Below are 24021 nucleotides of genomic sequence, written 5' to 3'. Positions count from 1 at the left end.
GAGGCTGTGGGTGAGACTCCCCGGGAAGAGACGACCGCAGGCAGGAGGGACGGCCGTGATCGAACTGGCCGCGGCGTTCGCCGTCGCGGGCGCGGCGAGCAACGCCGTCGGCACCGCGTTCCAGCGCAAGGCCGCCTCCGCGAGCAGCCGCGGCGGGCTCCGGCTGCTCGCCGAGCTGGTGCGCCGGCCGTTCTGGATGATCGGCATGGCCGGGGTGATCTGCGCGGCCCTCTTCCAGAGCCTGGCCCTGGTCAACGGTCCGCTGGCGCTGGTCCAGCCGCTGTTCATCCTGGAACTGCCCTTCGCGCTGCTGGTCGCCGCCCCGCTGATGCACCGGCGGCTGCCGCCCTCGGGCTGGTGGGGCGTCGCGGGCTGTGTGGCGGGGCTCGCCGTGCTGCTGATCGCGGCCGCGCCGGGCGCCGCGCTCGACCAGGCCCCGCTCACCCGGTGGATCCCGGCGCTGTGCCTGTGCGTGGGCGCCATGGCCGGCGCCGTGCTCCTCGCCTCCCCCGGTCGCCCGGCGGCCCGGCGCGCCGCGCTGCTGGCGGCCGCCTCCGCCACGGGCAACGCGCTGACCGCGGCGCTGCTGAAGTCGGCCTCGGGCACCTTCGCGGACGAGGGGTTCCTGGCGTTCCTGCGGTCCTGGCAGACGTACGGCTTCGCGCTCGCCGGGGTGGCGGCCGTGCTGCTCCTGGAGAACGCGCTCCAGGCGGGCCCACTGGCCGCGGCCCAGCCCGCGCTGACCATCGGCGACGCGGTGGTGAGCCTGGCCCTCGGCATCGCCCTGTTCCATGAGCGGATCCGCACCGGCTGGTGGCTGGTGCCGGAGGCGTGCGGGGCGCTGATGATCGTCGCGGGCGTGCTGGTGCTGAGCCGGGCCGTGCAGCGGATCGCGGTGGTGCCGGCGGCGGCCGAAGAGGAGATCGCGACCTGAGCGGCCCCCGGCGTCAAGCCTGAACTTCCCCGGGCCGGGTCCCGTGACCGTCCCTTTATGCACCACGCCGCACCAAATGACACTTTTCGTATTCTTATTGTCCATATTATGCGACGCGTCAGACGATCCGAATGCCCCGGTCGAGGAGGCGATGGCGTGCCGTCGAGTGGAATCAGCCGTCGGAGTGCGGCGCGTCTGGGTCTCGGCGCCGGTCTCGGCGTGGCGGCCGCCGCGCTGACCGGATGCGACGGCGGGCTGGGCCTCGGCGCGTCGGGACCCGGCGGACAGCGGCAGCCGCCCCGGCTGATCGGCGACGGCTCCACCGCGTACACCGGGCGCCAGCCGAACCAGCCGGACGCACCCACCCGGCTGGAACCGGGCCGGACCCCGCCGCAGTTCGTGGTGTTCTCCTGGGACGGCGCGGGCGAACTCGGCACCGGGCTCTTCCCGCGCTTTTTGGAACTCGCCCGCGAGCACGACGCCCGGATGACCTTCTTCCTGTCCGGCCTCTATCTGCTGCCGGAGGACAAGAAGCGGCTGTACCGGCCGCCCAACAACCCGGTCGGCGCCTCGGACATCGGCTATCTCACCAACGAACACATCAAGGAGACCCTGAAGTACGTGCGTCAGGCCTGGCTCGACGGGCACGAGATCGGCACGCACTTCAACGGGCACTTCTGCGAGGGCTCCGGATCGGTGGCCGACTGGACCCCCGCGCAGTGGCGCTCGGAGATCGAGCAGGCCCGGACCTTCGTCAAGTCTTGGCGGACCAACACCGGTTGGCACGACGAGCCGCCGCTGCCCTTCGACTACGACAAGGAACTCGTGGGCGGCCGCACCCCTTGTCTGCTCGGCCAGGAGAACCTGCTGCCGACCGCGCGCGAACTGGGCTGGCGGTACGACGCCTCGTCACCGGGCGGGGTGCAGCGCTGGCCCCGCAAGCGGGACGGCGTGTGGGATCTGCCGTTGCAGGGCATCCCGTTCCCCGGGCGCAGCTTCGAAGTGCTGTCCATGGACTGGAACATGCTGGCCAACCAGTCCCGGAACTCGACGCGCGCGCCGTCGTACAACTACCCCTACTGGCGCGCCCAGACCTCGCAGGCGTACCTGGCGGGCTTCGACCGGGCCTATGAGACGAACCGCGCGCCGCTGTTCATCGGCAACCACTTCGAGCAGTGGAACGGCGGCATCTACATGGACGCGGTCGAGGAGGTGCTCCGGCAGATCGCCGGGCGGCCGGAGGTGCGGCTGGTCTCCTTCCGGCAGTTCGTCGACTGGCTCGACGCCCAGGACCCGGCGGTCCTCACCCGCCTGCGCACCCTGGAGGTCGGCGAGAAGCCGGCGGGCGGCTGGAGTTCGTTCCTGCGCACGGCCGCGTAGCCGCAGCCCGGCCAAGCGGGTCTTGGACAGGGCGGGTTCACGCGGCCGACGCGTGGTCAGCCGGGGGTCGTCATGCGCTGGGTGCCGATCACCGACAGCAGCCGCAGGGCCTCCTCGGCGGACGAGCCGGGAACGGCGGTGTAGATGACGACCTGCTGGTCGCGGTCGGTCAGTTCGAGGGCGTCGCAGTTGACGGCGACCGGCCCCACCAGCGGGTGCCGGAAGGTCTTGCGCACCGTCGGCTCGCCGTCCACCTCACGGGCGTCCCACAGCCGGGCGAACTCCTCGCTGCCGTCCAGGAGTTCACGGACCAGCGCGGACACCTCGGGGTCGTCGGGATAACGGACGGCCGCGGTGCGCAGGCGACGTGCCGCGTGTCGTTCGAACGCGGCGGCGTCGGACACCCCGTACAGGCGCCGGCCCTCGGCGCGCGGCCCGAGGAAGGCCCGGCGGGCGAGGTTGCGGTCGCGGCGCGGCAGAGCCGAGAAGTCCTCCATGAGAGCGGCCGCCAGCTCGTTCCAGGCGAGCACCTCCAGGGTGGCCGAGGTGACGAAGGCGGCGGCGCCCGGCAACCGGTGCACCAGGTCGAGGATGCTCTGCCGCACCTCGCGCGGGGGTCCGGGGGCGGGGCTCGGCGGGGCGCCGGCCAGCTGGTGGAGGTGATCGCGTTCGGCGTCCGTCAGCCGCAGGGCCCGGGTCAGCCCGGCCAGCACCTCGCGCGAGGGGCGCGGGGCGCGGGCCTGTTCGAGCCGGGCGTAGTACTCGGGGGAGATGAACGCCAGCGCCGCCACCTCCTCGCGCCGCAGCCCCGGCGTACGGCGGCGCGGCCCGAGGGGCAGTCCGACGTCGGCCGGTCCGATCCGCTCGCGCCTGCTGCGCAGGAAGGCACCCAGTTCCGCTCTGTCCACCCCTCCAGTGTGCGCGCCCACCGGACGGCCGAGCCAGGTACAGCTGGTGCCTGGATACGGGCCGGCGCGGGGCGCAGGCTCGTAGGTATGAACACCACACAGAACACCGAGACCCCTCGCCCTGCGCCCGCCGGGCTGCTGGCCGGCAAGGTCGCCTTCATCACCGGTGCCGGGCGCGGCATCGGCGCGGCGGCGGCACGGCTGTTCGCCCGGGAGGGCGCGCGGGTGCTGCTCGCGGCCCGTACGGAGGACCAGCTGAAGGCGGTGACCGAGGAGATCCGGGCGGCAGGCGGCACCGCGGAGTACGTGGTGTGCGATCTGGCCGACGGGGCGAGCGTGCGGGCCGCGGTGGACCGTGCCGTGGAGCGGTTCGGCCGGCTCGACGTCGCGTTCAACAACGGCGCGACGATCCAGCGGCCCGGCCCCATGGACGAGCTGCCGGAAGCCGATCTCGACCAGATCTACACGGTCAACATGAAGGGCGTCTGGCTGGCCATGGCCGCCGAGGTCGCGGCCATCCGGGCGAGCGCCGGCCGCGGTGCCATCGTCAACAACTCGTCCGTGGGCAGCCTGCGCGGGAACCCCGAGCTGCCCGCCTACGCGGCCACCAAGCGGGCGGTGAACAGCCTGACCGCGTCGGCCGCCGTGACCTACGGCCCGGAGGGCATCCGCGTCAACGCGATCGCGCCCGGCTTCACACTGACGGAGATGACCCGGACCTGGGAGTCGGAGTCACCCGGGATCCGGGAGCGGATCACGGCGGGGACCCCGCTGGGCCGGGCGGCCGCCCCGGAGGAGATCGCCGAGGCCGCCGCGTGGCTCCTCAGCGATCGGTCCTCCTTCGTGACCGGCACGGTGCTGCGGGTCGACGGGGGCGCCCGCGCCTGATCCGGGTCTTCGTCAGCCGAGGCCCATGACGCTCATCGTGCGCTCGGCCATCTGCTGCTCGCCGAGCGCGTTGGGGTGGACCGGCACGATGTTCGAGCCGAACAGCAGCGGCTCGATCCACCGGGTGCCCGAGGGCTGACAGGCGTCATGCCCGTTGGACGCCTGGGAGAAGTCCACATAGGTGGCCCCGGTCTCCTGGGCGGCGCGCTGCACCACGGAGTTGAGATGGGCCTGGAGCGCCCGCAGATACGGGATGTCGCCGGAGGCGATCGGCAGCTTCAGGAAGCAGGAGGCGTCGAAGGCGGAGGGCACGATCCACGGGTAACCCAGCACCGCCACCCGGGCGTTGGGCGCCTTGGCCCGCAGCGCGGTCAGGGCGCTCTTCAGCGCGGGGTAGGTGTTCGCGTCGATCGCGTCGTCGAAGGACGTGCCGTACTTGTCCTTGCAGGGGTGGCCGAAGCCGGCGCTGAGGACTCCGGCGCTGCCGCAGTCCACGATGGCGCTCAGGAAGGTGCTGTTGTCATTGCCGCCGATGGTCAGCGTCACCAGGTCGGTGTTCGCGTTCACCGCGTCCAACTGCGGTGCCACGCCCGAGTACTGGGACTGGGTGAAGTCCTTGGTCTCGGCGCCGCCGCAGGTGACGTCCGTCAGCGAGGCGCCGGTCGCCTTCGCGAGGACATGCGGGTAGTTCACGGTGGAGCGCAGACAGAGCAGATTGCTGGTGTCGACGGGCGTGACACCCGAGCCCGCGCTGTAACTGTCGCCGAGAGCGACGTAGTTGAGGGGCGTCGCGGCATGGGCGGGGGCGGCGGTGAGGCCGAGGGCCAGCGTGCCGGCGAGTGCGGATGCCGCGGCGGCGGCACGGCGCAGGGCAGGGGTGGGCATGAGGAGTGCTCCCTCTTACGCGACTGGTGCGGGGCAGGGGGTATCGCCGGCCGCCGGGGACGCTGCGTGGGGTGCGCACAACGACGGCCGTGGAGCGGGGAGTTGCGGGTACTACCAGCGAGTTCTACCGCTAGGTAATGTGCGGGCGACTGATCGCCGAGTCAACATTGCGGACCGAAGTTCTTGAAATGCTCATGAAATATGAGTGTCGACATGCCGTAACAGCGGGTGCATGACGGATCATTCGAGCACGGTTGAACCCGGGAACGGTGGACCGCCGGCCGTGAACCCGGTCGTGTCGGCGCCGCCGTGCCACCGAGTCCGTCGGCGCATTCACCCGCTAACCGGACTCCTGGCGCTGACCTGCGGGAACGGGGATAGAGTGCGGGACATGGGCCCCTCCGCCGAAAGGACGACCATGGACCAGTCCTCCGCCGCGCCGACCGTGGAGCGCGTGGACGCACGGCACCGTTACGAGATCCTGGTCGGCGGCGAACGCGCCGGCCTCACCGCCTACCGTGACCGGGGCGAGCAGCGGGTCTTCTTCCACACCGAGATCGACGAAGCCCACGCCGGGCAGGGTCTGGCCGGGCAACTGGTCGAGTACGCCCTCACGGATGTGCGCGCGCTCGGCAAGCGGATCGTGCCGGTGTGCCCGTACGTCGCCAAGTTCCTGAAGAAGCACGAGGAGTTCGCGGACATCACGGACGAGGTGACCCCCGAGATCCTCAGCTGGCTCGACGACCAGCACGGCTGACCCGCTGGACCGGGCTCGGCCCCGGCGCAAAGGGCTTGCCATCCCCGTTCCGGCGATGGCAAGATCCGTCCAGCTCGAACAGCAGCTTCCCAGCCCGTACTTCTTCACGAAGGACTGAAGTCCATGGTTTCGGCGTCCCACAGCGGCCGCCGTCGGAACTGAGCCCCCTGCCTCACGGCAGCGCGCTCACTCGTTCCCACGCTCTTCTCACGGCGGTCCGACGACGCGGTGTCCAGCACACCGCCGCCTCGCTCACCGAGGCGATCCCTCGTACGCACGACCGCTTTCACCGTGAGGAATTCCCAGCGTGCACACCGATGTCCAGAGCTTTGCCGTCGCCCATCTCCTGCGCCGCCCCGCGGCCTGTCGAGTGGGCGGCTTCGTCGTGGGGTTCGACCCGGCCACGACGAGCCCGTACGTCAACTACGCCACCCCCGTCCCGGGCGCCGCACCCACCGACGCGGACGTGGCGGACCTGATCACCGCCTTCCGCACCCGGGGACTCCTGCCCCGGCTGGAGTTCGCCCCGGACGCCGCCCCCGCGGTCGAACCGGCCCTCCGGCGCGCGGGGTTCACCACGGAGGCGGTGCACGAATACCTGGTCTGCACCCCGGCCACACTCACCGTCCCGGGAGCCGCGCCGGAACCCGAGGCCCGGGTGCGGGTGGAGGCGCCGGTCACCGACGAGGACTACCTCGCCATCGACACGGCGCTCTCCGAGGCGTTCGGCGGCGAGTGGGCCCCGTCCCCGCAGGGCGCGGCCCGGTTGCGGCGCACCGAGGAGGGCGGCGGGGCGGTCCGCTTCGTCCGGGCCGAGGACGGGAGCTGCGCGGGCGGCGCCCTGTGCTCCGCCCCGGCCGAGGGCACGGCGGAACTGGCGGGCGTCGGCACCCTGCCGGGTCACCGTGGCCGGGGCATCGCCGCGGCGGTCACCGCGGCCCTGGCCGAGACCCTGTTCGCCCGGGGCGCCCGGACCGTATGGCTGGAGTACTCCGGCGCCGGCTCCCGCCGCGTATACGAACGCGTGGGCTTCCGACCCGGCGGCACACGGGTGTATCTGAGGCACGAGGGCTGACGCGGGGAGGGCCGTAAGGGCGGGGGTCGCGGGGGCGGCTCACCCTTACCTCCCGCCCTCCCCGGCAAGGGGTTGTCCAGTTGGACGAGGGTGCGGGCGTCGGGGATCTCCACGGGGCGGGATCGCGGGAGAATCCGGGCCGGCCGACGCCGGTGGGCCGGTGGGCCGGTGGGCCGGTGGGCCGGTGGGCCGGTGGGCCGGTGGCATCATCCGGTGCTCCGCGCCCCCGGCGACCGCCGCGTGCGCCCCTGGTGTCCGAGGGCAGGTCCAGACGTTGTCGCGGAATTGTCCTTGATCGGTAACAGCGGGAGCGCGGGCGCCCTCCCCGCCGTCCTGGCAGATGCAGTGCACGACACAAGAGCCGGGGACACGGCGGGGAGCAGGGGGCGGGACATGGCGCGGCACGCTGGGCGGGGCTGGTACGGACGGGTGATCGGGGCGGCGATAGGGGTCACGGCGGTGGCGGCCGGCGCCTCGGTGTGGACCGCGCAGGCGGGGCAGAACACCCCGGCCGCGCCGGCTCACCACACCGCGCCGAAGACGGTGGCCGTGTCCCCCGTCATCGCCCACTCCTCCGACGGCGGCGCGCACGCCGTCAACATCACCATCGACGACGGCCCCGACCCGACCTGGACCCCGCAGGTGCTCCAGGTGCTGCGGGAGAACGGCGTCAAGGCGACGTTCTGCATGATCGGCCCCGAGGCGCAGGCGCACCCGGACGTCGTCAAGCAGGTGGTCGCGGCCGGGCACCGGCTGTGCGACCACACGGTGTCGCACGACACCGCCATGGACCACAAGTCCGAGTCCTACCAGTCGCAGCAGATCCTGGACGCCGAGCGGCAGATAACCGAGGCGTCCGGGGGCGTCCGCCCGATGTACTACCGGGCGCCGGGCGGCGCGTTCACGCCGTACAGCCGGAAGCTCGCCGCGTCGCACGGGATGCGGCCGCTGGGCTGGAACGTGGACTCCAAGGACTTCGAGCGGCCGGGCACGGACGCCATCGTCGCCACCGTCAGGAGCGAGCTGGCCAACGGGCCCACCCTGCTCTTCCACGACGCGGGCGGCGACCGCTCGCAGACCGTGGCCGCGCTGCGCACCCTGCTGCCGTGGCTGAAGCAGCAGGGCTACGGCTTCGGCTTCCCCGTGCGCTGAACGAGCCGCCGCCCCCTTCACCCGTCCCCGGCCGCCCCCGGCCGTCCTCCCGATCCGCTCACCGGCCGGACCCTCGGTCGAGCCTCCGGCCGGTGAACCCCCGGGAAATTCTTGGCCACCGACCACCCCGGACGGGTGTTCGGTTCCCTCCGGGTGTCTACGATGAGGCCGTCCCGCCGGCGATCAACCCGCCCCGCGGACAGCTGCGTACGTCGTCCGGAAAGGCTCAGCATGCCGTTGCCCCGCCTCGGCACGCGGTCGCATCGTCTCCGGACGGCGCCGACCGTGTTCCTCGTACTGGCCGTGGCGCTCGCCCTGGTGGCCCTGTGCTCCGGCGGGTCCGGCGGCTCCGGGCAGAAGAAGACCGCCGCCCGGGGCCTGGTCGTCGAGGTCTCCGAGAGCCACTGCGGCCGGGGCTGGACCCGGCCCGAGCCCGGGACGCAGACCTTCGACCTGCACAACACCTCCGACGGCGCCGCCGAGGTCTACCTCGAAGACCCCAGCACCCACGCGGTGTACGGCGAGGTGGAGGGCATCGGCCCCGGCACCACACGGCAGTTGACAGTCCGGGTGGGCAAGGGCGCGTACGCATTCATGTGCGTGCCCGACGACGCCGACGCCGTCACCGGCCCCACCGTCCGGGTCACCGGCGGGCAGCGCGGCCCCGGTGCCGCCCCGGTCACCGAGCACGATCTGATCCCGCCCGCGCTCGCCTACCAGAAGTGGGTGGGCGGCGGACTCTCCACGGCCGTACGGCTTTCGGCCGATCTCAAGAACGCGATCGACCGCGGTGACCTCGCCGCCGCCCGGTCCGCCTGGCTGCCGGCGCACCTCCAGTACGAGCGGCTCGGGGCGGCGTACGACGCCTTCGGGGACGCGGACGGCGAGATCAACGGCACCGACGCCGGACTGGCCGACGGGGTGCACGACAAGGACTTCACCGGTTTCCACCGCATCGAGTACGGCCTGTGGCACGGTGAGTCGGCGAGCGGGCTGCGCGCTCCGGCGGCCGCCCTGGTCAAGGCGCTCACCGGGCTGCGCGACAGCTGGGCGCAGAGCCGCATGGACCCCGCCCAACTCGGGCTGCGCGCGCACGAGATCCTGGAGAACACCGTCCAGTTCGAACTGACCGGCCGCACCGACTACGGCAGCGGCAGCAACCTCGCCACCGCCCGCGCCAACCTCGACGGCACCCGCGAGGTGCTGTCCCGGCTGCGTCCGCTGCTCACCACCCGGTACGCCGATCTGCCGGGCCTGGACCGGGAGTTGACGCGGGCCGGGGAGACCCTCGACGGGTCCCGGCACGACGGGCGCTGGACCGCGCTCGACCGACTGACCCGCAACCAGCGGGAGCGCATCGACTCCCAGCTCGACGACCTCGTGGAGCGGCTGGCGTCGGTGGCGACCCTGTGCGACCCCCGGAGGACCGTGTGAGCACCGCCGAACGACACCACGGACTGGCCCGGCGCGGCTTTCTGCGCGGCGCCGCCCTCGCCGGCGCGGGACTCGCCACCAGCGCCGCCGCCCCGGACCCGGGCCCGACCCAGGCGCCGTCCGCCCTCGCGCCGTTCCACGGCGTCCACCAGGCCTCCGCGATCGCGGCTCCCCGCCGTACCTGTGTGTTCGCCGCCCTGGACGTGACCGCCGAGAGCCGCGCCGAACTCACCGATCTGCTGCGCACCTTGACCGAGCGGGCCCGGCTGCTCACCTCCGGCGGCACCCCTGACCCGGTGGGTGTCACCGGGCCGCCCGCCGACTCGGGCATCCTCGGCGACAAGCTGCCCGGCGGGCAGTTGGCCGTCACCGTGGGCGTCGGCGCCTCGCTGTTCGACGACCGGTTCGGGCTGACCGCGCGCAGGCCCAAGCGGCTCAAGGCCATGCCCGCCTTCCCCGACGACGATCTCAAGCCCGAGTGGTGCCACGGCGACCTCAGCCTCCAGCTGCACGCCGACGACCCGGACACCACCCTGCACGCGCTGCGCGACATCGCCCGGCACACCCGGGGCGGCATCCAGGTCCGCTGGCGGATGGACGGCTTCGCCAGCCCGCCCCGGCCCTCCGGCACCCCGCGCAATCTGCTGGGGTTCCGCGACGGCATCGCCAACCCGGACACCGCGAGCGCCCGCGAGATGGACCAACTGATCTGGGTGGACCGGGACTCGGGCGAGCCGGACTGGGCCGTCGGCGGCAGCTATCAGGTCGTACGGCTGATCCGGATGCTCGTGGAGTTCTGGGACCGGGTCTCGCTCAGCGAGCAGGAGCGGATGATCGGGCGGTCCCGTTCCTCCGGCGCGCCGCTGGACGGCGACCGCGAGCACGACGTTCCGAAGTACGCCGACGACCCCAAGGGCGATGTCATCCCGCTGGACGCGCACATCCGGCTGGCCAACCCGCGCACCCCGGACACCGCACGCCAGCGCCTGCTGCGCCGCGCCTACAACTACGACCTGGGCATGGACACCAACGGCAATCTGGACATGGGTCTGCTGTTCTCCTGCTACCAGCAGGACCTTGTACGGCAGTTCGAGACCGTCCAGCACCGGCTGGCGGGCGAGCCGCTCACCGACTACATCAGCCCGTTCGGCGGCGGCTACTTCTTCGCGCTGCCCGGGGTGCGCGATGTCCAGGACTGGTACGGACGCGCCCTGTTCGCCTGACGTGTCCGGTCCCCAGTGGACCGGTCCGGCCCTTTTCCCCTGTCTGACCGGGCAGTTCACCCGAACCTGTCCGGACAACCCGGTGACTCGCTTGGTCAACACACCGTCAAGTTTTCCCCCAGGTTCCCTGACTCGGTGTTCATCCACGCGACATCATGGCTCCGCCATCGCGCCCCGCAAGGAGCGCAGCATGCCTGCTCGTACACCGCACAGACGTTCTGTCCAAAGGGGTAGACCACCATGGCCAGCAGAGGAAGACGAGCCGCGATGCGCAGCCTGGGCGCGCTCGTGGGAGTCGCGGCGCTCACCGCGCTCGGCAGCAACGCGCCCGGGTGGGCGGCGACGTCCGCCCACGGTCACGGGGCCTCGTCGACCGCGACGCCGATCAAGCATGTCGTCGTGCTCTTCGACGAGAACATCTCCTTCGACCACTACTTCGCCACGTACCCGAAGGCCGCCAACACGGACGGCACGAAGTTCACGGCGTCGAAGAGCACCCCGAAGGACATCGACACCCTCGCCAACGCCGGGCTGCTGGAGCACAACCCGAACCAGTACGCGCCCAAGCGGCTGTCGCCGTCCCAGGCCCTGACCTGCGACCAGAACCACTCCTACGGTCCGGAGCAGTACGCCTACAACGGCGGCAAGGCCGACCAGTTCGTGCAGAACACCGAGGTCGACAAGTGCAGCGGCGGCCTGTTCGGCGAGCCGGGCCTGGCGATGGACTACTACGACGGCAACACCGTCACCGCGCTGTGGAACTATGCCCAGCACTACACGCTGAGCGACCGCGCCTACAGCTCCAACTACGGGCCGTCCACCCCCGGTGCGCTCAACCTGGCCTCCGGCAACACGCACGGCGTGGTCTCGATCGACCCGGCCACCGGCGAGCAGACCGACAAGCCGGACTCGTACACGGTCCAGTCCCCGGACGCCCACGGTGTCGGCACGGTCGTCAACGACCCCGACCCGGCCTGGGACGACTGCTCCGACAAGGACCACACCAGCAGGAACGCGCTGGCGTCGATGCAGGGCAAGAACGTGGGTGACCTGCTCAACGCCAAGAAGGTCTCCTGGGGTTGGTTCCAGGGCGGCTTCCGCCCGTCGACCGGGTGGGACGGCACGTCCGGCTCGTACGCGAAGTGCGACACCACGCACAACAACGTGGGCGGCACGGCCGCGGTGGACTACAGCCCGCACCACAACCCGTTCTCGTACTACAAGTCGACGGCCAATCCGCACCACCTGCCGCCGAAGTCCGTCTCCGAGATCGGCCACAGCGGTCAGGCCAACCACAACTACGACCTGACCGATTTCTCCGCCGCGCTCAAGGCGGGTCACCTCCCGTCCGTCAGCTTCCTCAAGGCCGGCGAGTACCAGGACGGCCACGCCGGCTACTCGGACCCGATCGACGAGCAGCACTTCCTGGTCAACGAGATCAACGCGATCCAGAGCTCGCCGCAGTGGAAGTCCACCGCGATCGTGGTCGCCTACGACGACTCCGACGGCTGGTACGACCACGCGTTCGTCGCCCCGCGCAACGGCTCGACCGACACCTCGGTCGGCTCCAACGGCAAGGCCACCGACAGCCCGGCCTGCCAGAAGGGCCCGAAGGCGGCCGGCGGCTACGCGGACCGCTGCGGCCCCGGCACCCGGCAGCCGCTGCTGGTCATCTCGCCCTACAGCAAGGTGAACAAGGTCGACCACACGCTGACCGACCAGGCGTCCATCACCCGCTTCATCGAGGACAACTGGCACACCGGCCGCGTCGGTGACGCCTCCTTCGACGCCAACGCGGGCTCGCTCGGCGGGATGTTCGACTTCCGGCACCCGAACAACAAGCGGGTGCTGCTGAACACCGACGGTTCCGTGGAGTCCGTCGGCCCGATCAAGCATGTCGCCCCGGTGCACACCAGCATCACCCCGGGCCCGGCCTTCCAGAACGCGGCCGACACCTCGGACGCGTTCCCGACCCTCCCGGTCGGCCTCGGCGTCGGCGCCCTGCTGGCCGCCGGTCTGACCGGCACGTACTTCACGATGCGCCGCCGTCAGCAGGTCTGACGACAGCGGGTTCCTGGGTGTGCCCTCGGCCGTCGGCCGGGGGCACACCCGTGTCCGCGCCGGAAAAACCGGTGGTCGGGGCCGTGCACCTGCTGCTGGGATGGCGTGATGCACAGTGAGATCTCGATGACGGTGGACCGGGGCGCCTTCCCGGACGCGGTGACGCCGTGGGAGCAGGAGTCCTGGCGGGCCGCGGCTCTCGACTGGGTCCGGGAGCGGCTGGCCGAGCGCGGCCTGCGCGGGGACGGCGAGCTCCGGGTGCGGCTGCGGCCGTGGTCGGTGCTGGCACGGGTGCCCGTGGCGGGCCGGGACGCGGTCTGGTTCAAGGCGAACCCGCGGTCCGCCGCCTTCGAGGGCCCGCTGACCGCCGCGCTGGCCCGCTGGGTACCCGGACATGTGCTGGAGCCGCTGGCCGTGGACGCGGCCCGCGCCTGGTCGCTGCTCCCGGACGGCGGCGATCTTTTCCGGCAGGTCCTGGCGCGGGAGCCGGTCGGACCGGAGGTCTGGGAGGACCTGCTGCGCCAGTACGCGGGCGTGCAGCGCGCCCTGATCCCGTACGCGGGGGAACTGGAGCGGCTGGGGGTCCCGAAGGCCCGCACCGTCGATCTGCCCGAGGTGTTCGACCGGCTGCTCACCGCGAACACCGCGCTCGACCCCGGGGCACGCGCCCGGGTGGCGGCCGTACGGCCCCGGCTCGTGGACTGGTGCGCCGAACTCGCCGCCGTCGGCATCGAGGACACCCTCGACCACGCGGATCTGCACGACGGGCAGCTGTTCCGTCCGGCGCCGGGCCGGTTCACGTTCTTCGACTGGGGGGACGCGGGCGTGTCCCACCCGTTCTGTAGCCTCCGGGTCACCGGTGAGCAGGTACGCGAACGGTATGGCGCGCAGGCGCTGCCCCGGCTGCGCGACGCCTATCTGGAGCCCTGGACCGGTACCGGGCTCGCGATCGCCGAGCTGCGCCGCGCCGCGAGCCTCGCCTGGCGGCTCAGCTCCCTGGGCCGCGCCACCTCCTGGAGCCGGATGTTCCCCGACCCGGGACGCCCCGCGCCCGGCGTCACCCAGAGCGCGGAGTGGCTGCTGGACCTGCTGAACGAGCCGCCGATCTAGGCGCGTTGGCACCCGGCCGTCCGAAGTCGCCGGGGCGGCGCGCCCGACGGACACTGACGGTATGAGCCATCCCCGCGCCCCCTCAGCGGGCCGCCCCGCCCTCGCGTGCACGCCTCCGGAGCCGGTCCGGCACGCCGCACCGTGCGAGTCCGCCGCTCCCCCGCCCGGCCGCCGTGCCGTCCTGGGCGCGCTCGCCGGTGTCGCGCTGGCCGGCGTAGCGCCGGGCGCGGCGGGCTGTTCCGGCGTTCGGGCCCCGGCCGGGCGCGCCACCCCGTCGCCCGCCTCCGCGCTGCCGAGGACCACTCCTTGGCGGCCGGGACCCGGCGAGGTGGCACCGGCGGCGAAGCTGCGCGCCGTGCAGGTGGTGGAGGTGATCGGCGCGTGGCCGGAAGGGCACGGCGGGGCGGCCGCCGCCCGCACCCGGGTCGCGGCCCTCGGCCTGCCGACGGCGCTCGTCGGCCAGGCGGGGCCGCTGGCGCCCGCGGCCGACCAGGCCGCGCTCCAGGTGGTCTTCGCGCAGTACGGCGGGATCCTGTCCCGGTCCGCCAGCGTGCTGGTGGTCTGCCGCCAGTGGACCCGGCGCGGCGGGGAGGTCGCCTCGGGCGGTACGACGGTGGACGTACGGCTCTCCCGGGGAGCGCACGGCTGGACGGTCGACGCGCTCCGTCCGGCGCACCCCGGGCCGCCCGCCCGCGCCCTGCCCGCCGACACCCGCGCGGCCCTGTCGGACGCCCGGATCACGCTGCCGCCCGCCGCCGTCGCCGACCTGCGTGGCGGTCGGGTGCACAGCAGCGTGACCCGGGCGATGCGGGCCCTGGCCCGGAGCCACCGGATCGAGGTGAGCGTCGTACGCTCCGGGCATCCGCTGGACGTGTTCGGCACGGACCGGCCGAGCGACCATCCGCGAGGGCGGGCCTTCGACGTGTGGCGGATCGACGGCCACGCGGTGGTGGACCCGTCGACCTCGCGGTCCCTGATCGAGCGGTTCATGCGGGACGCGGCCGCGGCGGGGTCGTACAACGTCGGCGGCCCGGTGCTGCTGACGGGCGGCGGCCCCGGCCAGTTCTTCAGCGACGCCACCCACCATGACCATGTGCACATCGGATTCCGCGCGTGACGGTCCGCGCGCGCCGGGCCGACGGGTGGCCTCGAAGAACCGCGCCACCGGCTGACGGGTTGCACCGCGACCCCGCCCGCCCCGACGCTGGAGCGGTGACGCATCCGGGATTCGGCGTGGCCCCGGCGGACGGCTCCGGGGTCGGGCGGCGGCGGTTCCTCGCCCTGTGCGCGGGCGCGGGGCTCGCCACGACCGCCGCGTGCACCGCCGCGCCGTCCGGGGCCGGGAGCCGGCTGCGGCCGGAGTCGGAGCGGGACGCGCCCGGCACCGCCACCTGGCGGCTCGGCCCGACCGGCCCACCGGACGCGGTGAGCGGCTACCCGGACCGGGTGAGCGTGACCCCGGGCGAGAGCTTCGGCCTGCGTGTGTCGACCACGGCGGCGGCGTTCCGGGTCTCGGCGTTCCGGATCGGCTGGTACGGCGGCGCCGGGGCCCGGCGGATCTGGGCCTCGGGCCGGACACCCGGCCGGGCGCGGGCCGCCCCCAGGGTGCTGGCCGCCACCCGTACCGTGTTCGCCGACTGGCCGGTCACCCTGCCCGTGGACACCACCGGCTGGCCGGAGGGCGCCTATCTGCTGCGTCTGGAGGCGGACACCGGCCATCAGCGGTACATCCCGTTCGTGGTCCGCTCCACCGACGGCACGGGCCGTACGGTGCTGCTGCACGCCCCGGCCACCTGGCAGGCGTACAACCGCTGGGGCGGCGCGAGCCTGTACACCGGAGCGGACGGCGGGTACGCCGGCCGTTCCCTCGCGGTCAGCTTCGACCGGCCCTACGACGGGAGCGGCGCGGAGAAGTTCCTGACGTACGAGCGGGCGCTGGTGGTGCTCGCCGAGCGTCTCGGCATCCCCCTCGCGTACAGCACCGGTACCGACGTCCACCGGGACCCCGGGGTACTGCGGGGCGCGCACGCGGTGGTCTGCCTGGGGCACGACGAGTACTGGACGCCCGAGCAGCGCGCCCATGTCACCGCCGCCCGGGACGCCGGTGTGAACATCGCCTTCCTGGGCGCGAACACCTGCTTCCGCCGGGTGCGGCTGGAGCCCGGGGCGGGCGGGATGGATCGTACGGTGGTCTGCTACAAGAGCGACTACCGCGCCGACCCGTGCTATCCGTCCACCCCGGCGCAGGTCACCACCGACTACCGGCTCCCGCCCGGCGCCGACCCCGAGTCCGCGCTCACCGGAGTGCTCTACGAGGGCTACCCCGTCGACGCGCCGTACGTCGTACGAGCACCCGGGCACTGGGCGTACGACGGCACCGGTGTCCGTGCCGGGGACGGCTTCCCGCATCTGGTGGGCGTGGAGTACGACCGGGTCACCCCCGGCGCCCCCACCCCCGGCCCGCTGGAGATCACCGCGCATTCCCCGCTGGTGTGCGCGGGCCGGCCGAGCCACAGCGACTCGGCGTACTACACCACCCCCGCCGGAGCGGGGGTGTTCGCGACCGGCACCATGCGCTGGGTGGAGGGCCTGCTGGCCGGGACCGGCGAACTCGGGCGCGACCACGGGATGGACGCCCGCACCCGCGCGTTCGTCACCCGCACCACGGAGAACGTGCTGCGGATGTTCGCGCGCGGCCCGGCCGCCCGGCACGCGCCGCCGCCGGACGCCAACGTGCCTGCGGTGTACGGCGGTTGACCGTGCCGCAGTCAGGCCTCGTTGGACCGCAACTGGTTCTGGCGGGCCTTGTTGAACAGGCGCCACAGATGCTTGGCCACGGCGCACGGCGCGGAGTCGGCGCGGCACTGGCGGCAGGCGCGGGTGTGCTGCTCGTACTGGATACGGGCGTCTTCTAATGCGTCACTGACAGCAGACATGGACATCTCCGGGAAAGACATGACATCGAACGGCGCGCCGACTTGACCGGCCGATACAACCAGTCCCAAAGGTGATCATGTTACTGGCGGTACTGGGAAATTCGGGGGCCTTAAGGAGCCATGGATCCCGGACAGGGTCCGGGCATGCTTCATCAAGGCGGCCAGACCGACCTCGAAGGCGCGGTCGGCCCGGTGGCCGCCCGCCGCGGCGAGGGCCGCGGCCAGATGGGGCGTCGCGGCGCGGTCCGGGAGCTCCCACATCGTCTCGGGGGCGGCGAGGTCGAGGGCCGAGCCCAGCACCAGGTTCTCCAGCGCGGTGATCAGCGCCATGATCCCGGCGGGCTCGAACCCGGCGTCCAGCAGCCGGGTGACCGCCCGCTCGTACTGGTCAAGGACCCGGGGTGCGCGCACCGGCGAGGTCATCAGCAGCGGGATGGCGCGGGGGTGCGCGGCGAAGGCGGCACGGTAGGAGCGGGCCCAGGCCTCCACGGCCGTGTCCCAGGGTTCGAGGTCGAGGGTGGCGGTCTCGATCACGGAGGCGACCCGTTCGCGCAGCAGTTCCACGATGCCGTCCCGGCCGTCCACATGGTGGTAGACCGAGCCGGTCTGCACGCCGAGCCGCCTGGCTATCTGCGGCACGCTGAAGTCGCCGCTCTCGTCGACGAGTTGGAGCGCGGTGGTGGTGATGCGCTCACGGTCGAGGAGCGGGGTGCGCGGCCGTCCCATGATCGGTGTTCTCCCTGAGGTCTTCCCGGATGCCCAAGCGCAGGTTACATTGCGAAAACCGAAAGCATTTAGGTTTACGGCTCCGGGCGCCCGCCATCCCTTCCGTGCGCCCGGGCCGCCGTACGCCCGGGAGTGTTCGCGCGGGGCCGTCGCCCCATCCGCCGCGGGCGCGCCCGCCCGTCTCCGGGACCCCCTCCCCTCCGCCGCCCGAAGGGCTCCCCCGTATGTCCGTCACCACTTCCGAACTGCCCGAGGAGAAGGCGCCGTCCGCCGCGGCCACCCTCCGCCCCGGTTCCCTCGGCACGGCCGACATCGCCTTCTTCGTCGTCTCCGCCGCCGCGCCCCTGACCGTCATGGCCGGGGTCGCGCCGCTCGCGATCCTGCTGGGCGGCATAGGCGCCCCGGTCGGCTATCTCCTCGCCGGGCTGACCCTCGCCGTCTTCGCCGTCGGCTTCACCACGATGAGCCGCCATGTCACCGGCGGCGGCGCCTTCTACGCCTTCATCACCCGCGGTCTGGGCCGCCCGGCCGGCATCGGCGCCGCCCTGCTCGCGCTGCTCGGCTACAACGGTATGGAGATCGGCGTCTACGGTCTGCTCGCCTCCGCCTCCCGCGACACCCTGCACGCCCTGTTCGGCGCCGATGTGCCCTGGCTGCCCGTCTCGCTGGCCGGGCTGCTGCTCATCGGCTACGGCGGCTTCCGCTCGATCGACTTCGGGGCCAAGCTGCTCGGCGTCCTGCTGATCGCCGAGACGGGAATACTCGTCCTGCTGGCCGGCGGGGTGCTGCTGAAGGGCGGCGCGCACGGGCTGTCCCTGGCCTCCCTCGCGCCCTCACATGTGTTCGTGCCCGGCACGGCCGCCGTACTCGCCTTCGCGTTCGCCGCGTTCACCGGTTTCGAGTCGACCGTCATCTACCGCCGCGAGGCCCGCGACCCCGAGCGCACCGTGCCCCGCGCCACCTATCTGGCCGTCGGATTCCTCGGCCTGTTCTACGCGTTCGTGGTGTGGATCGCCGTCCAGGCGTTCGGCGACGACCAGGTGGTGCGCGCCGCCGGGAAGGACCCGGCCGGGATGTTCTTCACCGCGATCACCACGTACGTGGGCGGCTGGGCCGCGGATCTGATGCACGTCTTCATCGTCACCAGCGTCCTCGCCTCCCTCCTCGCCTTCCACAACGCCATCAACCGCTACGCGCTCGCGCTGGCGGAGGAGGGCGTACTGCCCCGCCGGCTCGGCCGGATCCACCCGCGCCACCGCTCCCCGTACCTCGCCGGCATCGCGCAGACCGTGCTCGGCGCGGTGGTCGTCCTCGCCTTCTGGGCCGCGCACGCCGACCCCTACCAGCAGTTGCTGCTGTGGGTGAACACCCCGGGGATGATCGGCCTGATGCTGCTCCAGCTGCTCGCCGCGATCGCCGTGCCGTGCTACTTCCGGCGGGTGCGGCACAGCGAGGGAAGCCTGCGGACGGTGGTGGCGCCGGTCCTCGCCACGGTGCTGCTCGCGACCGCGATCGTCCTGGTGGTGGGGCACATCGACCTGTTCACCGGCGCCTCACCCGTCGTGAACACCCTGCTGGTGCTCGCGGCGCCGGTCGTCTTCCTGCTCGGGCTGCCCTTCGCGTGGTGGCTGCGGCGCGGCCGACCGGAGGTGTACGGGTCCTTCGCCACGGAGCCGCCGACACCGGCGCCGACGCCGACCGAGTCCGCCGAATGACCGTCGCTCACAAAGGAGTTCATGGCATGCCCGCCGCCGATCTCGTCCTCACCGGTGCCCAGGTGCGCACCCTCGACCCCGACCGCCCCACCGCCACGGCGGTCGCCGTGCGCGAGGGGGTGATCACCGCGGTCGGGGAGGCGGCCGACGTACCGGACTGGCGCGGCCCCGGCACCGAGGTGGTCGAGCTGGGCGGGGCACATCTGGTGCCCGGCCTGGTCGACGCCCACAGCCACCCGGTGTGGGGCCTGGAGATGGCGACCGGAGTTGACCTGTCGGGGGTGCGCGATCTGGCCGGTCTTCGCGCCGAGTTGGCGGGGGCCGGGCGGATCGGGGGCTGGGTGCTCGGGCACGGCCTGGACCACAACGCCTTCGAGGGCCGCCCGATCCACCACGGCCTGGTGGCCGACGTCCTCGGCGACGCCCCCGCCCTGCTGCGCCTGTACGACGGCCACTCCGCCCTCGCCAACGCCGCCGCCCTGGCCGCCGCCGGGGTGTCCGGGCCGCGCTCCTTCGACCAGCGCGCGGAGGTGGTGTGCGACGCCGCGGGCCGGCCCACCGGGCATCTGGTCGAACACGCCGCGATGGACCTGGTGACGGCCGTCGCGCCGCGCCCCTCGGACGCCGAACGCCGTTCGAGGCTCCTGGAGTTGCTGTCCGCGATGGCCGCCACCGGGCTCACCGGCGCCCATGTGATGGACGGCGGGGACCTGGAGCTGGTGGCGGCGGTGGCGCGGGAGACGGTACTGCCGGTGCGGCTGCGGTTCGCGCCCTGGTGCATGCCCGGCGCGGACACGGAGGCGCTGCGCGAGCTCATCGCGCTCCAGGGGCGGGGCGGCCGGCACTGGATGGTCGGCGGGGTGAAGTTCTTCATGGACGGCACCGTGGAGGGCGGCACGGCGTGGCTGGAGCATCCCGACTGCCACGGTCGGGGCACGGCCGCGTTCTGGCCGGACCCGCGGGCCTACGCCGAGGCCGTGCGCACCCTGCACTCGGCCGGGGTGCGCACCGCCACCCATGCCATCGGGGACGCCGCCGTACGGCACGTACTGGACACCGTGGCCTCGCTCGGGCCGAGCGGACGCGGGGCGCACCGGATCGAGCACATCGAGACGGCACCGGACGAACTCCTGCCCCGTTTCGCCGAGTTGGGTGTGGCGGCCTCCATGCAGCCGCCGCACACCGGGTACACCCGGGACGACGGCAGCGACGAGTGGTCCCGTCGCCTGGGCGGTGAACGGGCAGCCCGTGCCTGGCGGTTGCGGGATCTGCGGGACGCGGGCGCCATCGTCGCGCTCGGCTCGGACTGGCCCATCGCGCACTACGACGCCCGCGCCGTGCTGGCGACCGCCCGCCGGCCCAAGGGCGCCGCCGCGCATCGCGCGGGCCTGACCCCGTTGCAGGCTCTGGAGGGCTGCACCGGCCACGCGGCCGCCGCGGCGGGCGAGTCGGGGACCGCCGGTCGTATCGCGCCGGGGTTCCGCGCCGACCTGACCGCGCTCGGCGTGGACCCCGTGCTCGCGTCTGCCGACGAACTCGCCGACGCGCCGGTGGAGTTGACGGTGACGGGCGGCCAGGTGGTGCACCGGGGCACCCGCTGACGGGCGTTCGGTCCCCACACCCTGCCCGCTCCCCCTCGTACGGCCTCGTACGGCTCTCCGCCGTGCTCAGTCGTGCGGGACGACCGCGACCGGGCACTCGGCGTGCTGGACGACCGCGTGGGCGACCTGTCCGAGGCGTTCGCCGAGCCTGCTGCCGCTGATCCGGCGCCCCACCACGACGAGTCCTGCGCCGTCGGTGGCCCGTACGAGTTCGTCCCCTGCCCGGCCCTCGGTGACGGTCGTGGCGACGGACACGTCCGGGTACTTCTCGTGCCAGGGCCGCAGCAGCGCGATGACGGCGTGCTCGGCGGCGGCCGCCCCCTCGGGTCCGGCGCCGCCGTCCGGCTCGTGGACATGGCACACCCGCAGCTCGGTGCGGCGCCGCCGGGCGGCCTCGAAGGCGAACCCGATCGGCTCGTCGCACGGGCTGTCGACGTCCAGGCCGAGCACGACGGCACGGTAGGGGATGCTCGGAATCTCGTCCGGCGCGAGTCCGGGAGCGGTCGGCAGATGCTCGTCGGCGGCGCTGCGGCCCGCCCGTACCAGCACCACCGGGCAGGGGGCGCGGCCAGCGACCCGCAGCGAGACCGAGCCGACGAGGGCCCCGGCGGCCCGGCCGAGCCCGAGGGTGCCCACCACCAGCGTGTCCGTCTCGGCGGCCACGGACAGCAGCGCGGGCACGGGCGACTCGGCGACCAGCCTGCCGGTCACGGCCAGCGTCGGATGCGCCGCGCGCACGCTGTCGACCGCCTCCCGCAGCACGCGCTGCGCCCAGCCGCGTTCCGTACTGTCCCGCGTCGCCAGCGGCGCCGACCGCACCTGGGTGACCCACGCGTGCGCCACGACCAGCTCGGCACCCCGGCGCACCGCCTCCTGCGCGGCCCAGTGAGCGGCGGCGACACTCTGCGGGGACCCGTCGACTCCCACCGCGATATGACCAGCCATGACGTGTCCCTCCGGATCCGACGCTTCCCGCCGTCCACCGAGCGCTCTCCCGTACGACAAGCGTGCCTCGTGAAGGGGACTCGCGCCCGTGGGCCGTGCGGGTCGTCGGGAGGAGGCCGGGCGTCCCCTGGAGAAGGGCCCCGTCGACGCGGGCGCGTGACCGGGCCCCGACCGGCGACGGCGCGCGTCCCCTGGACGGCGCCCACGGAGCCGGGTACGTCCGGGCGCCGCGACGGGGCGGCTGGTCCGCCCACTCCGGCGGAGCCGGAAGGGTCCGGGTACAGGACCAAAGGTCCCCTTCACGGGGGCACCCGGCCCTCGGCCCCGGGCGACGGAGGCGGCACGCTGGTGGTACCGGCTCGAAACGGGCAGCGGGCACGCGCGTGGCCGGGGCGTCGAGCGGGCTCACTAAGGCGGGACATCGACCGTCACCCGGCGAAGCGGGTCCGCGCACCCTGAAGGAGGAAGAGCCGTGATCCAGAGCACGATCGGCGAGGTGATGAGGTGCGATGTCGTCACCGCGTCGGAGACGATGTCGTCCGCGGCCGTGACCCGGCTGCTGGACCGGTACGGGATCAGCGGGCTGCCGGTGATCGACCACGACGACAAGGTGCTCGGCGTCGTCTCGGCCTCCGACCTGGTGCGCGAACGGGCCGCCCGGCAGGCGCGGGCCCCCGACGAGCCGGCATGGGAGTCACCGGCGCGCGAACTGATGTCGACGCCCGCCGTCACCGTCCACCCCGAGCAGCGGGTCTCCGACGCCGCGCGGCTGATGGAGCGGCGTGGCGTGGAACGGCTGCCCGTGGTGGACGAGGAGGACCGGCTGATCGGCATCGTCACCCGCCGCGACCTGCTCCGGGTCTTTCTGCGCGGGGACGACGAGATCCGCCGCCAGGTGTCCGAGGAGATCGTGTCGGGCGAGCTGGGCCTGCCACCGGAGGCCATCACCGTGTCCGTGCGGGACGGCATCGTGACCCTCGCGGGCGGCGCGGAACTGCGTGGCGCCATCGCCCGCGCCGGATTCGCGGCCTGGCGGCTGGACGGAGTCGTCGGAGTGGTCAATCTGGTGCCGTCGGTGCCTCCCGAAGGGGTGGCGCGCCCGGGGTGAGACCCGCGAGGCGGAGCGCGGGGCTCGGCGAGATCCGTACGCGCCGAACCCCCGTCGCTCTCATCCCGCTTCGATACGACGGCCCGTGTACGCCGTGGGCTCGATCCGCACCCACACATCGCGGCCCCCGCCGGCCCACGGGGTGCTGTACGCGCGCTCGGCCAGCCGCTCCGCCTCGCCGGGGTCGCTCACCACGCGGGCGGTCCCCCGCACCAGTACGCTCCAGCCCTCGCTCAACGCGTCGTCCACCCGGTCCACCTCGAAGGCCACCTCGCGGTCGAGGCCCTGGGTGATGACCGAGCCCTCGCGGGTCCGGAACACGATCGCGCCGTCCACGACGGTGTAGTTCACCGGGAGGACGACGGGCGCGCCCTCGGTGCTGAGCGCGAACCTTCCGACGCCGTGCGTCGACAGCAGCTCCCTGCACTCCCGTTCGTCGAGTTCGCCCATCCGGGGATCGCGGGCGGCCTGCCCCAGTCCGGACGGCAGCCCGGAGTATCCGCCGCCGAGTTCCTGGGGGCTGGTGCGCAGCGCTCCGGCGAGCCGCAGCAGGGTGCCGGAGTCGGGCGCGGCGGTGCTGTGCTGCTCCAGATGGGCGACGTACGCCTCGGCCATGCCGGCGCGCTCGGCCACTTCTTCCCGGCTCAGCCCGAGTTCCGTCCGGCGCCGCTGGAGCCGGCGTCCGAGGTCGCCCCGCGCACGGCCGTCCCCCGGCTGCGGTTCGCCGTGCCCGGGTGTGGGGCGTTCTGCCATGCTCGCTCACTCCTCGCCGGACCCTGGCTCGTACCACGTCTACCACCGGGACTCCCCGCCTACCACTTGGGTACGCCGGGGCATCCGGAAACCGTCGACCTTTGACGGGCGCCCGGCGTCAGCCGTAGGTCAGTGCCCGGTCAGCGCCTCCTGGCACCGTTGTTCCCGTGAGCGGGACGGGAAACCGGAACCGGTCACAGGGACAGCCGGGATCACAAGGACCCCAGAGATCCCAGGGAGAGGTGCCCGGAGTGGTTTATCGGGGACCAGCGAGCACAGCTCACGGTCGGGCCCTTCGGGGCCCGCGCAGGTTCGAATCCTGCCCTCTCCGCTCCGCCGAACGGCTGACTACACTGGACGGCGGCATCGCGTGCCGGTCACCGTCCGGGTGAGGCATGGAGGTGCCAGGAGATGCCTCTGGAGGCATTCC

Annotated in this window: 21 protein-coding genes and 1 pseudogene; 16 read left to right on the top strand and 6 right to left on the bottom strand. The window is 73.2% G+C overall.

Going from position 1 to position 24021, the window contains the following annotated elements; translation table 11 throughout:
* Positions 1 to 55 precede the first annotated feature (55 nt).
* Complete coding sequence (locus HEP81_RS36270; protein WP_037653942.1) at positions 56 to 934, top strand: DMT family transporter; 879 nt, start codon at positions 56 to 58, stop codon at positions 932 to 934.
* Between the two features lie 156 nt (positions 935 to 1090).
* Positions 1091 to 2314, top strand: coding sequence for a polysaccharide deacetylase family protein (locus HEP81_RS36265; protein WP_243279705.1), 1224 nt, complete (start codon positions 1091 to 1093; stop codon positions 2312 to 2314).
* 56 nt (positions 2315 to 2370) lie between these two features.
* Here HEP81_RS36265 and HEP81_RS36260 read toward each other — a convergent pair whose 3' ends face one another.
* Positions 2371 to 3222, bottom strand: coding sequence for a helix-turn-helix transcriptional regulator (locus HEP81_RS36260; RefSeq protein WP_037653941.1), 852 nt, complete (start codon positions 3220 to 3222; stop codon positions 2371 to 2373).
* 87 nt (positions 3223 to 3309) lie between these two features.
* On the opposite strand from HEP81_RS36260, the gene HEP81_RS36255 reads away from it, so the two are divergent.
* Entirely contained in the window at positions 3310 to 4110 is an 801-nt protein-coding gene (locus HEP81_RS36255; protein ID WP_037653940.1) for an SDR family NAD(P)-dependent oxidoreductase, read from the top strand.
* 12 nt (positions 4111 to 4122) lie between these two features.
* On the opposite strand, the gene HEP81_RS36250 is transcribed toward HEP81_RS36255, so the two are convergent.
* Positions 4123 to 4995 (bottom strand): SGNH/GDSL hydrolase family protein, encoded by an 873-nt coding sequence (locus HEP81_RS36250; RefSeq protein WP_037653939.1) that lies wholly within the window; start codon positions 4993 to 4995, stop codon positions 4123 to 4125.
* A 418-nt stretch (positions 4996 to 5413) separates the two neighbouring features.
* Between HEP81_RS36250 and HEP81_RS36245 the strand changes: the two genes are divergently transcribed.
* From HEP81_RS36245 to HEP81_RS36205, 9 genes are all read left to right on the top strand, one after another.
* On the top strand, positions 5414 to 5752 hold the full coding sequence (locus HEP81_RS36245; protein WP_037653938.1) for a GNAT family N-acetyltransferase: 339 nt from the start codon (positions 5414 to 5416) through the stop codon (positions 5750 to 5752).
* A 307-nt stretch (positions 5753 to 6059) separates the two neighbouring features.
* Positions 6060 to 6827, top strand: coding sequence for a GNAT family N-acetyltransferase (locus HEP81_RS36240; protein ID WP_037653937.1), 768 nt, complete (start codon positions 6060 to 6062; stop codon positions 6825 to 6827).
* Between the two features lie 393 nt (positions 6828 to 7220).
* Entirely contained in the window at positions 7221 to 7979 is a 759-nt protein-coding gene (locus tag HEP81_RS36235) for a polysaccharide deacetylase family protein (RefSeq protein WP_037653936.1), read from the top strand.
* 231 nt (positions 7980 to 8210) lie between these two features.
* Positions 8211 to 9413 carry an EfeM/EfeO family lipoprotein gene (locus tag HEP81_RS36230; protein ID WP_157854394.1) on the top strand — a complete coding sequence of 401 codons (1203 nt, stop codon included), beginning with the start codon at positions 8211 to 8213 and terminating at the stop codon, positions 9411 to 9413.
* Positions 9410 to 10636 (top strand): iron uptake transporter deferrochelatase/peroxidase subunit, encoded by a 1227-nt coding sequence (gene efeB, locus HEP81_RS36225; RefSeq protein ID WP_037653934.1) that lies wholly within the window; start codon positions 9410 to 9412, stop codon positions 10634 to 10636. The genes HEP81_RS36230 and efeB overlap by 4 nt, the downstream gene beginning before the upstream one ends.
* A 240-nt stretch (positions 10637 to 10876) precedes the next feature.
* Positions 10877 to 12697: a phospholipase C gene (locus HEP81_RS36220; protein ID WP_037653933.1), complete on the top strand. Its 1821-nt coding sequence runs from the start codon at positions 10877 to 10879 to the stop codon at positions 12695 to 12697.
* Positions 12698 to 12805: 108 nt separating this feature from the next.
* On the top strand, positions 12806 to 13807 hold the full coding sequence (locus tag HEP81_RS36215; RefSeq protein ID WP_037653931.1) for an aminoglycoside phosphotransferase family protein: 1002 nt from the start codon (positions 12806 to 12808) through the stop codon (positions 13805 to 13807).
* A gap of 61 nt (positions 13808 to 13868) precedes the next feature.
* Positions 13869 to 14924, top strand: a complete 1056-nt coding sequence (locus tag HEP81_RS36210; protein WP_243279701.1) for a hypothetical protein — start codon at positions 13869 to 13871, stop codon at positions 14922 to 14924.
* A gap of 95 nt (positions 14925 to 15019) precedes the next feature.
* Positions 15020 to 16564, top strand: a complete 1545-nt coding sequence (locus HEP81_RS36205) for a N,N-dimethylformamidase beta subunit family domain-containing protein (RefSeq protein WP_375139812.1) — start codon at positions 15020 to 15022, stop codon at positions 16562 to 16564.
* An 11-nt stretch (positions 16565 to 16575) separates the two neighbouring features.
* On the opposite strand, the gene HEP81_RS36200 is transcribed toward HEP81_RS36205, so the two are convergent.
* Positions 16576 to 16743: a hypothetical protein gene (locus HEP81_RS36200; RefSeq protein ID WP_167739846.1), complete on the bottom strand. Its 168-nt coding sequence runs from the start codon at positions 16741 to 16743 to the stop codon at positions 16576 to 16578.
* Between the two features lie 75 nt (positions 16744 to 16818).
* Positions 16819 to 17469: a TetR/AcrR family transcriptional regulator gene (locus HEP81_RS36195; RefSeq protein ID WP_051850059.1), complete on the bottom strand. Its 651-nt coding sequence runs from the start codon at positions 17467 to 17469 to the stop codon at positions 16819 to 16821.
* A gap of 224 nt (positions 17470 to 17693) precedes the next feature.
* Here HEP81_RS36195 and HEP81_RS36190 point away from each other — a divergent pair, with 224 nt between their 5' ends.
* Positions 17694 to 19184 (top strand): APC family permease, encoded by a 1491-nt coding sequence (locus HEP81_RS36190; protein WP_051850058.1) that lies wholly within the window; start codon positions 17694 to 17696, stop codon positions 19182 to 19184.
* A 26-nt stretch (positions 19185 to 19210) separates the two neighbouring features.
* Entirely contained in the window at positions 19211 to 20785 is a 1575-nt protein-coding gene (locus HEP81_RS36185; protein ID WP_037653926.1) for an amidohydrolase, read from the top strand.
* Between the two features lie 66 nt (positions 20786 to 20851).
* Here HEP81_RS36185 and HEP81_RS36180 read toward each other — a convergent pair whose 3' ends face one another.
* Complete coding sequence (locus HEP81_RS36180) at positions 20852 to 21730, bottom strand: universal stress protein (RefSeq protein ID WP_037653925.1); 879 nt, start codon at positions 21728 to 21730, stop codon at positions 20852 to 20854.
* Between the two features lie 472 nt (positions 21731 to 22202).
* Here HEP81_RS36180 and HEP81_RS36175 point away from each other — a divergent pair, with 472 nt between their 5' ends.
* A complete protein-coding gene (locus HEP81_RS36175) occupies positions 22203 to 22838 on the top strand; it encodes a CBS domain-containing protein (protein ID WP_375139813.1) in 636 nt (211 codons plus the stop codon).
* A 60-nt stretch (positions 22839 to 22898) separates the two neighbouring features.
* Here HEP81_RS36175 and HEP81_RS36170 read toward each other — a convergent pair whose 3' ends face one another.
* Positions 22899 to 23591, bottom strand: a complete 693-nt coding sequence (locus tag HEP81_RS36170) for a helix-turn-helix domain-containing protein (RefSeq protein WP_037653923.1) — start codon at positions 23589 to 23591, stop codon at positions 22899 to 22901.
* A gap of 236 nt (positions 23592 to 23827) precedes the next feature.
* Between HEP81_RS36170 and HEP81_RS36165 the strand changes: the two are divergent.
* Positions 23828 to 23922, top strand: a pseudogene (locus HEP81_RS36165).
* Positions 23923 to 24021: the final 99 nt, after the last annotated feature.

This window comes from Streptomyces griseofuscus (assembly GCF_014673495.1).
Lineage (GTDB): Bacteria > Actinomycetota > Actinomycetes > Streptomycetales > Streptomycetaceae > Streptomyces > Streptomyces murinus.
This window is presented reverse-complemented; position numbering and strand designations above follow the sequence as displayed.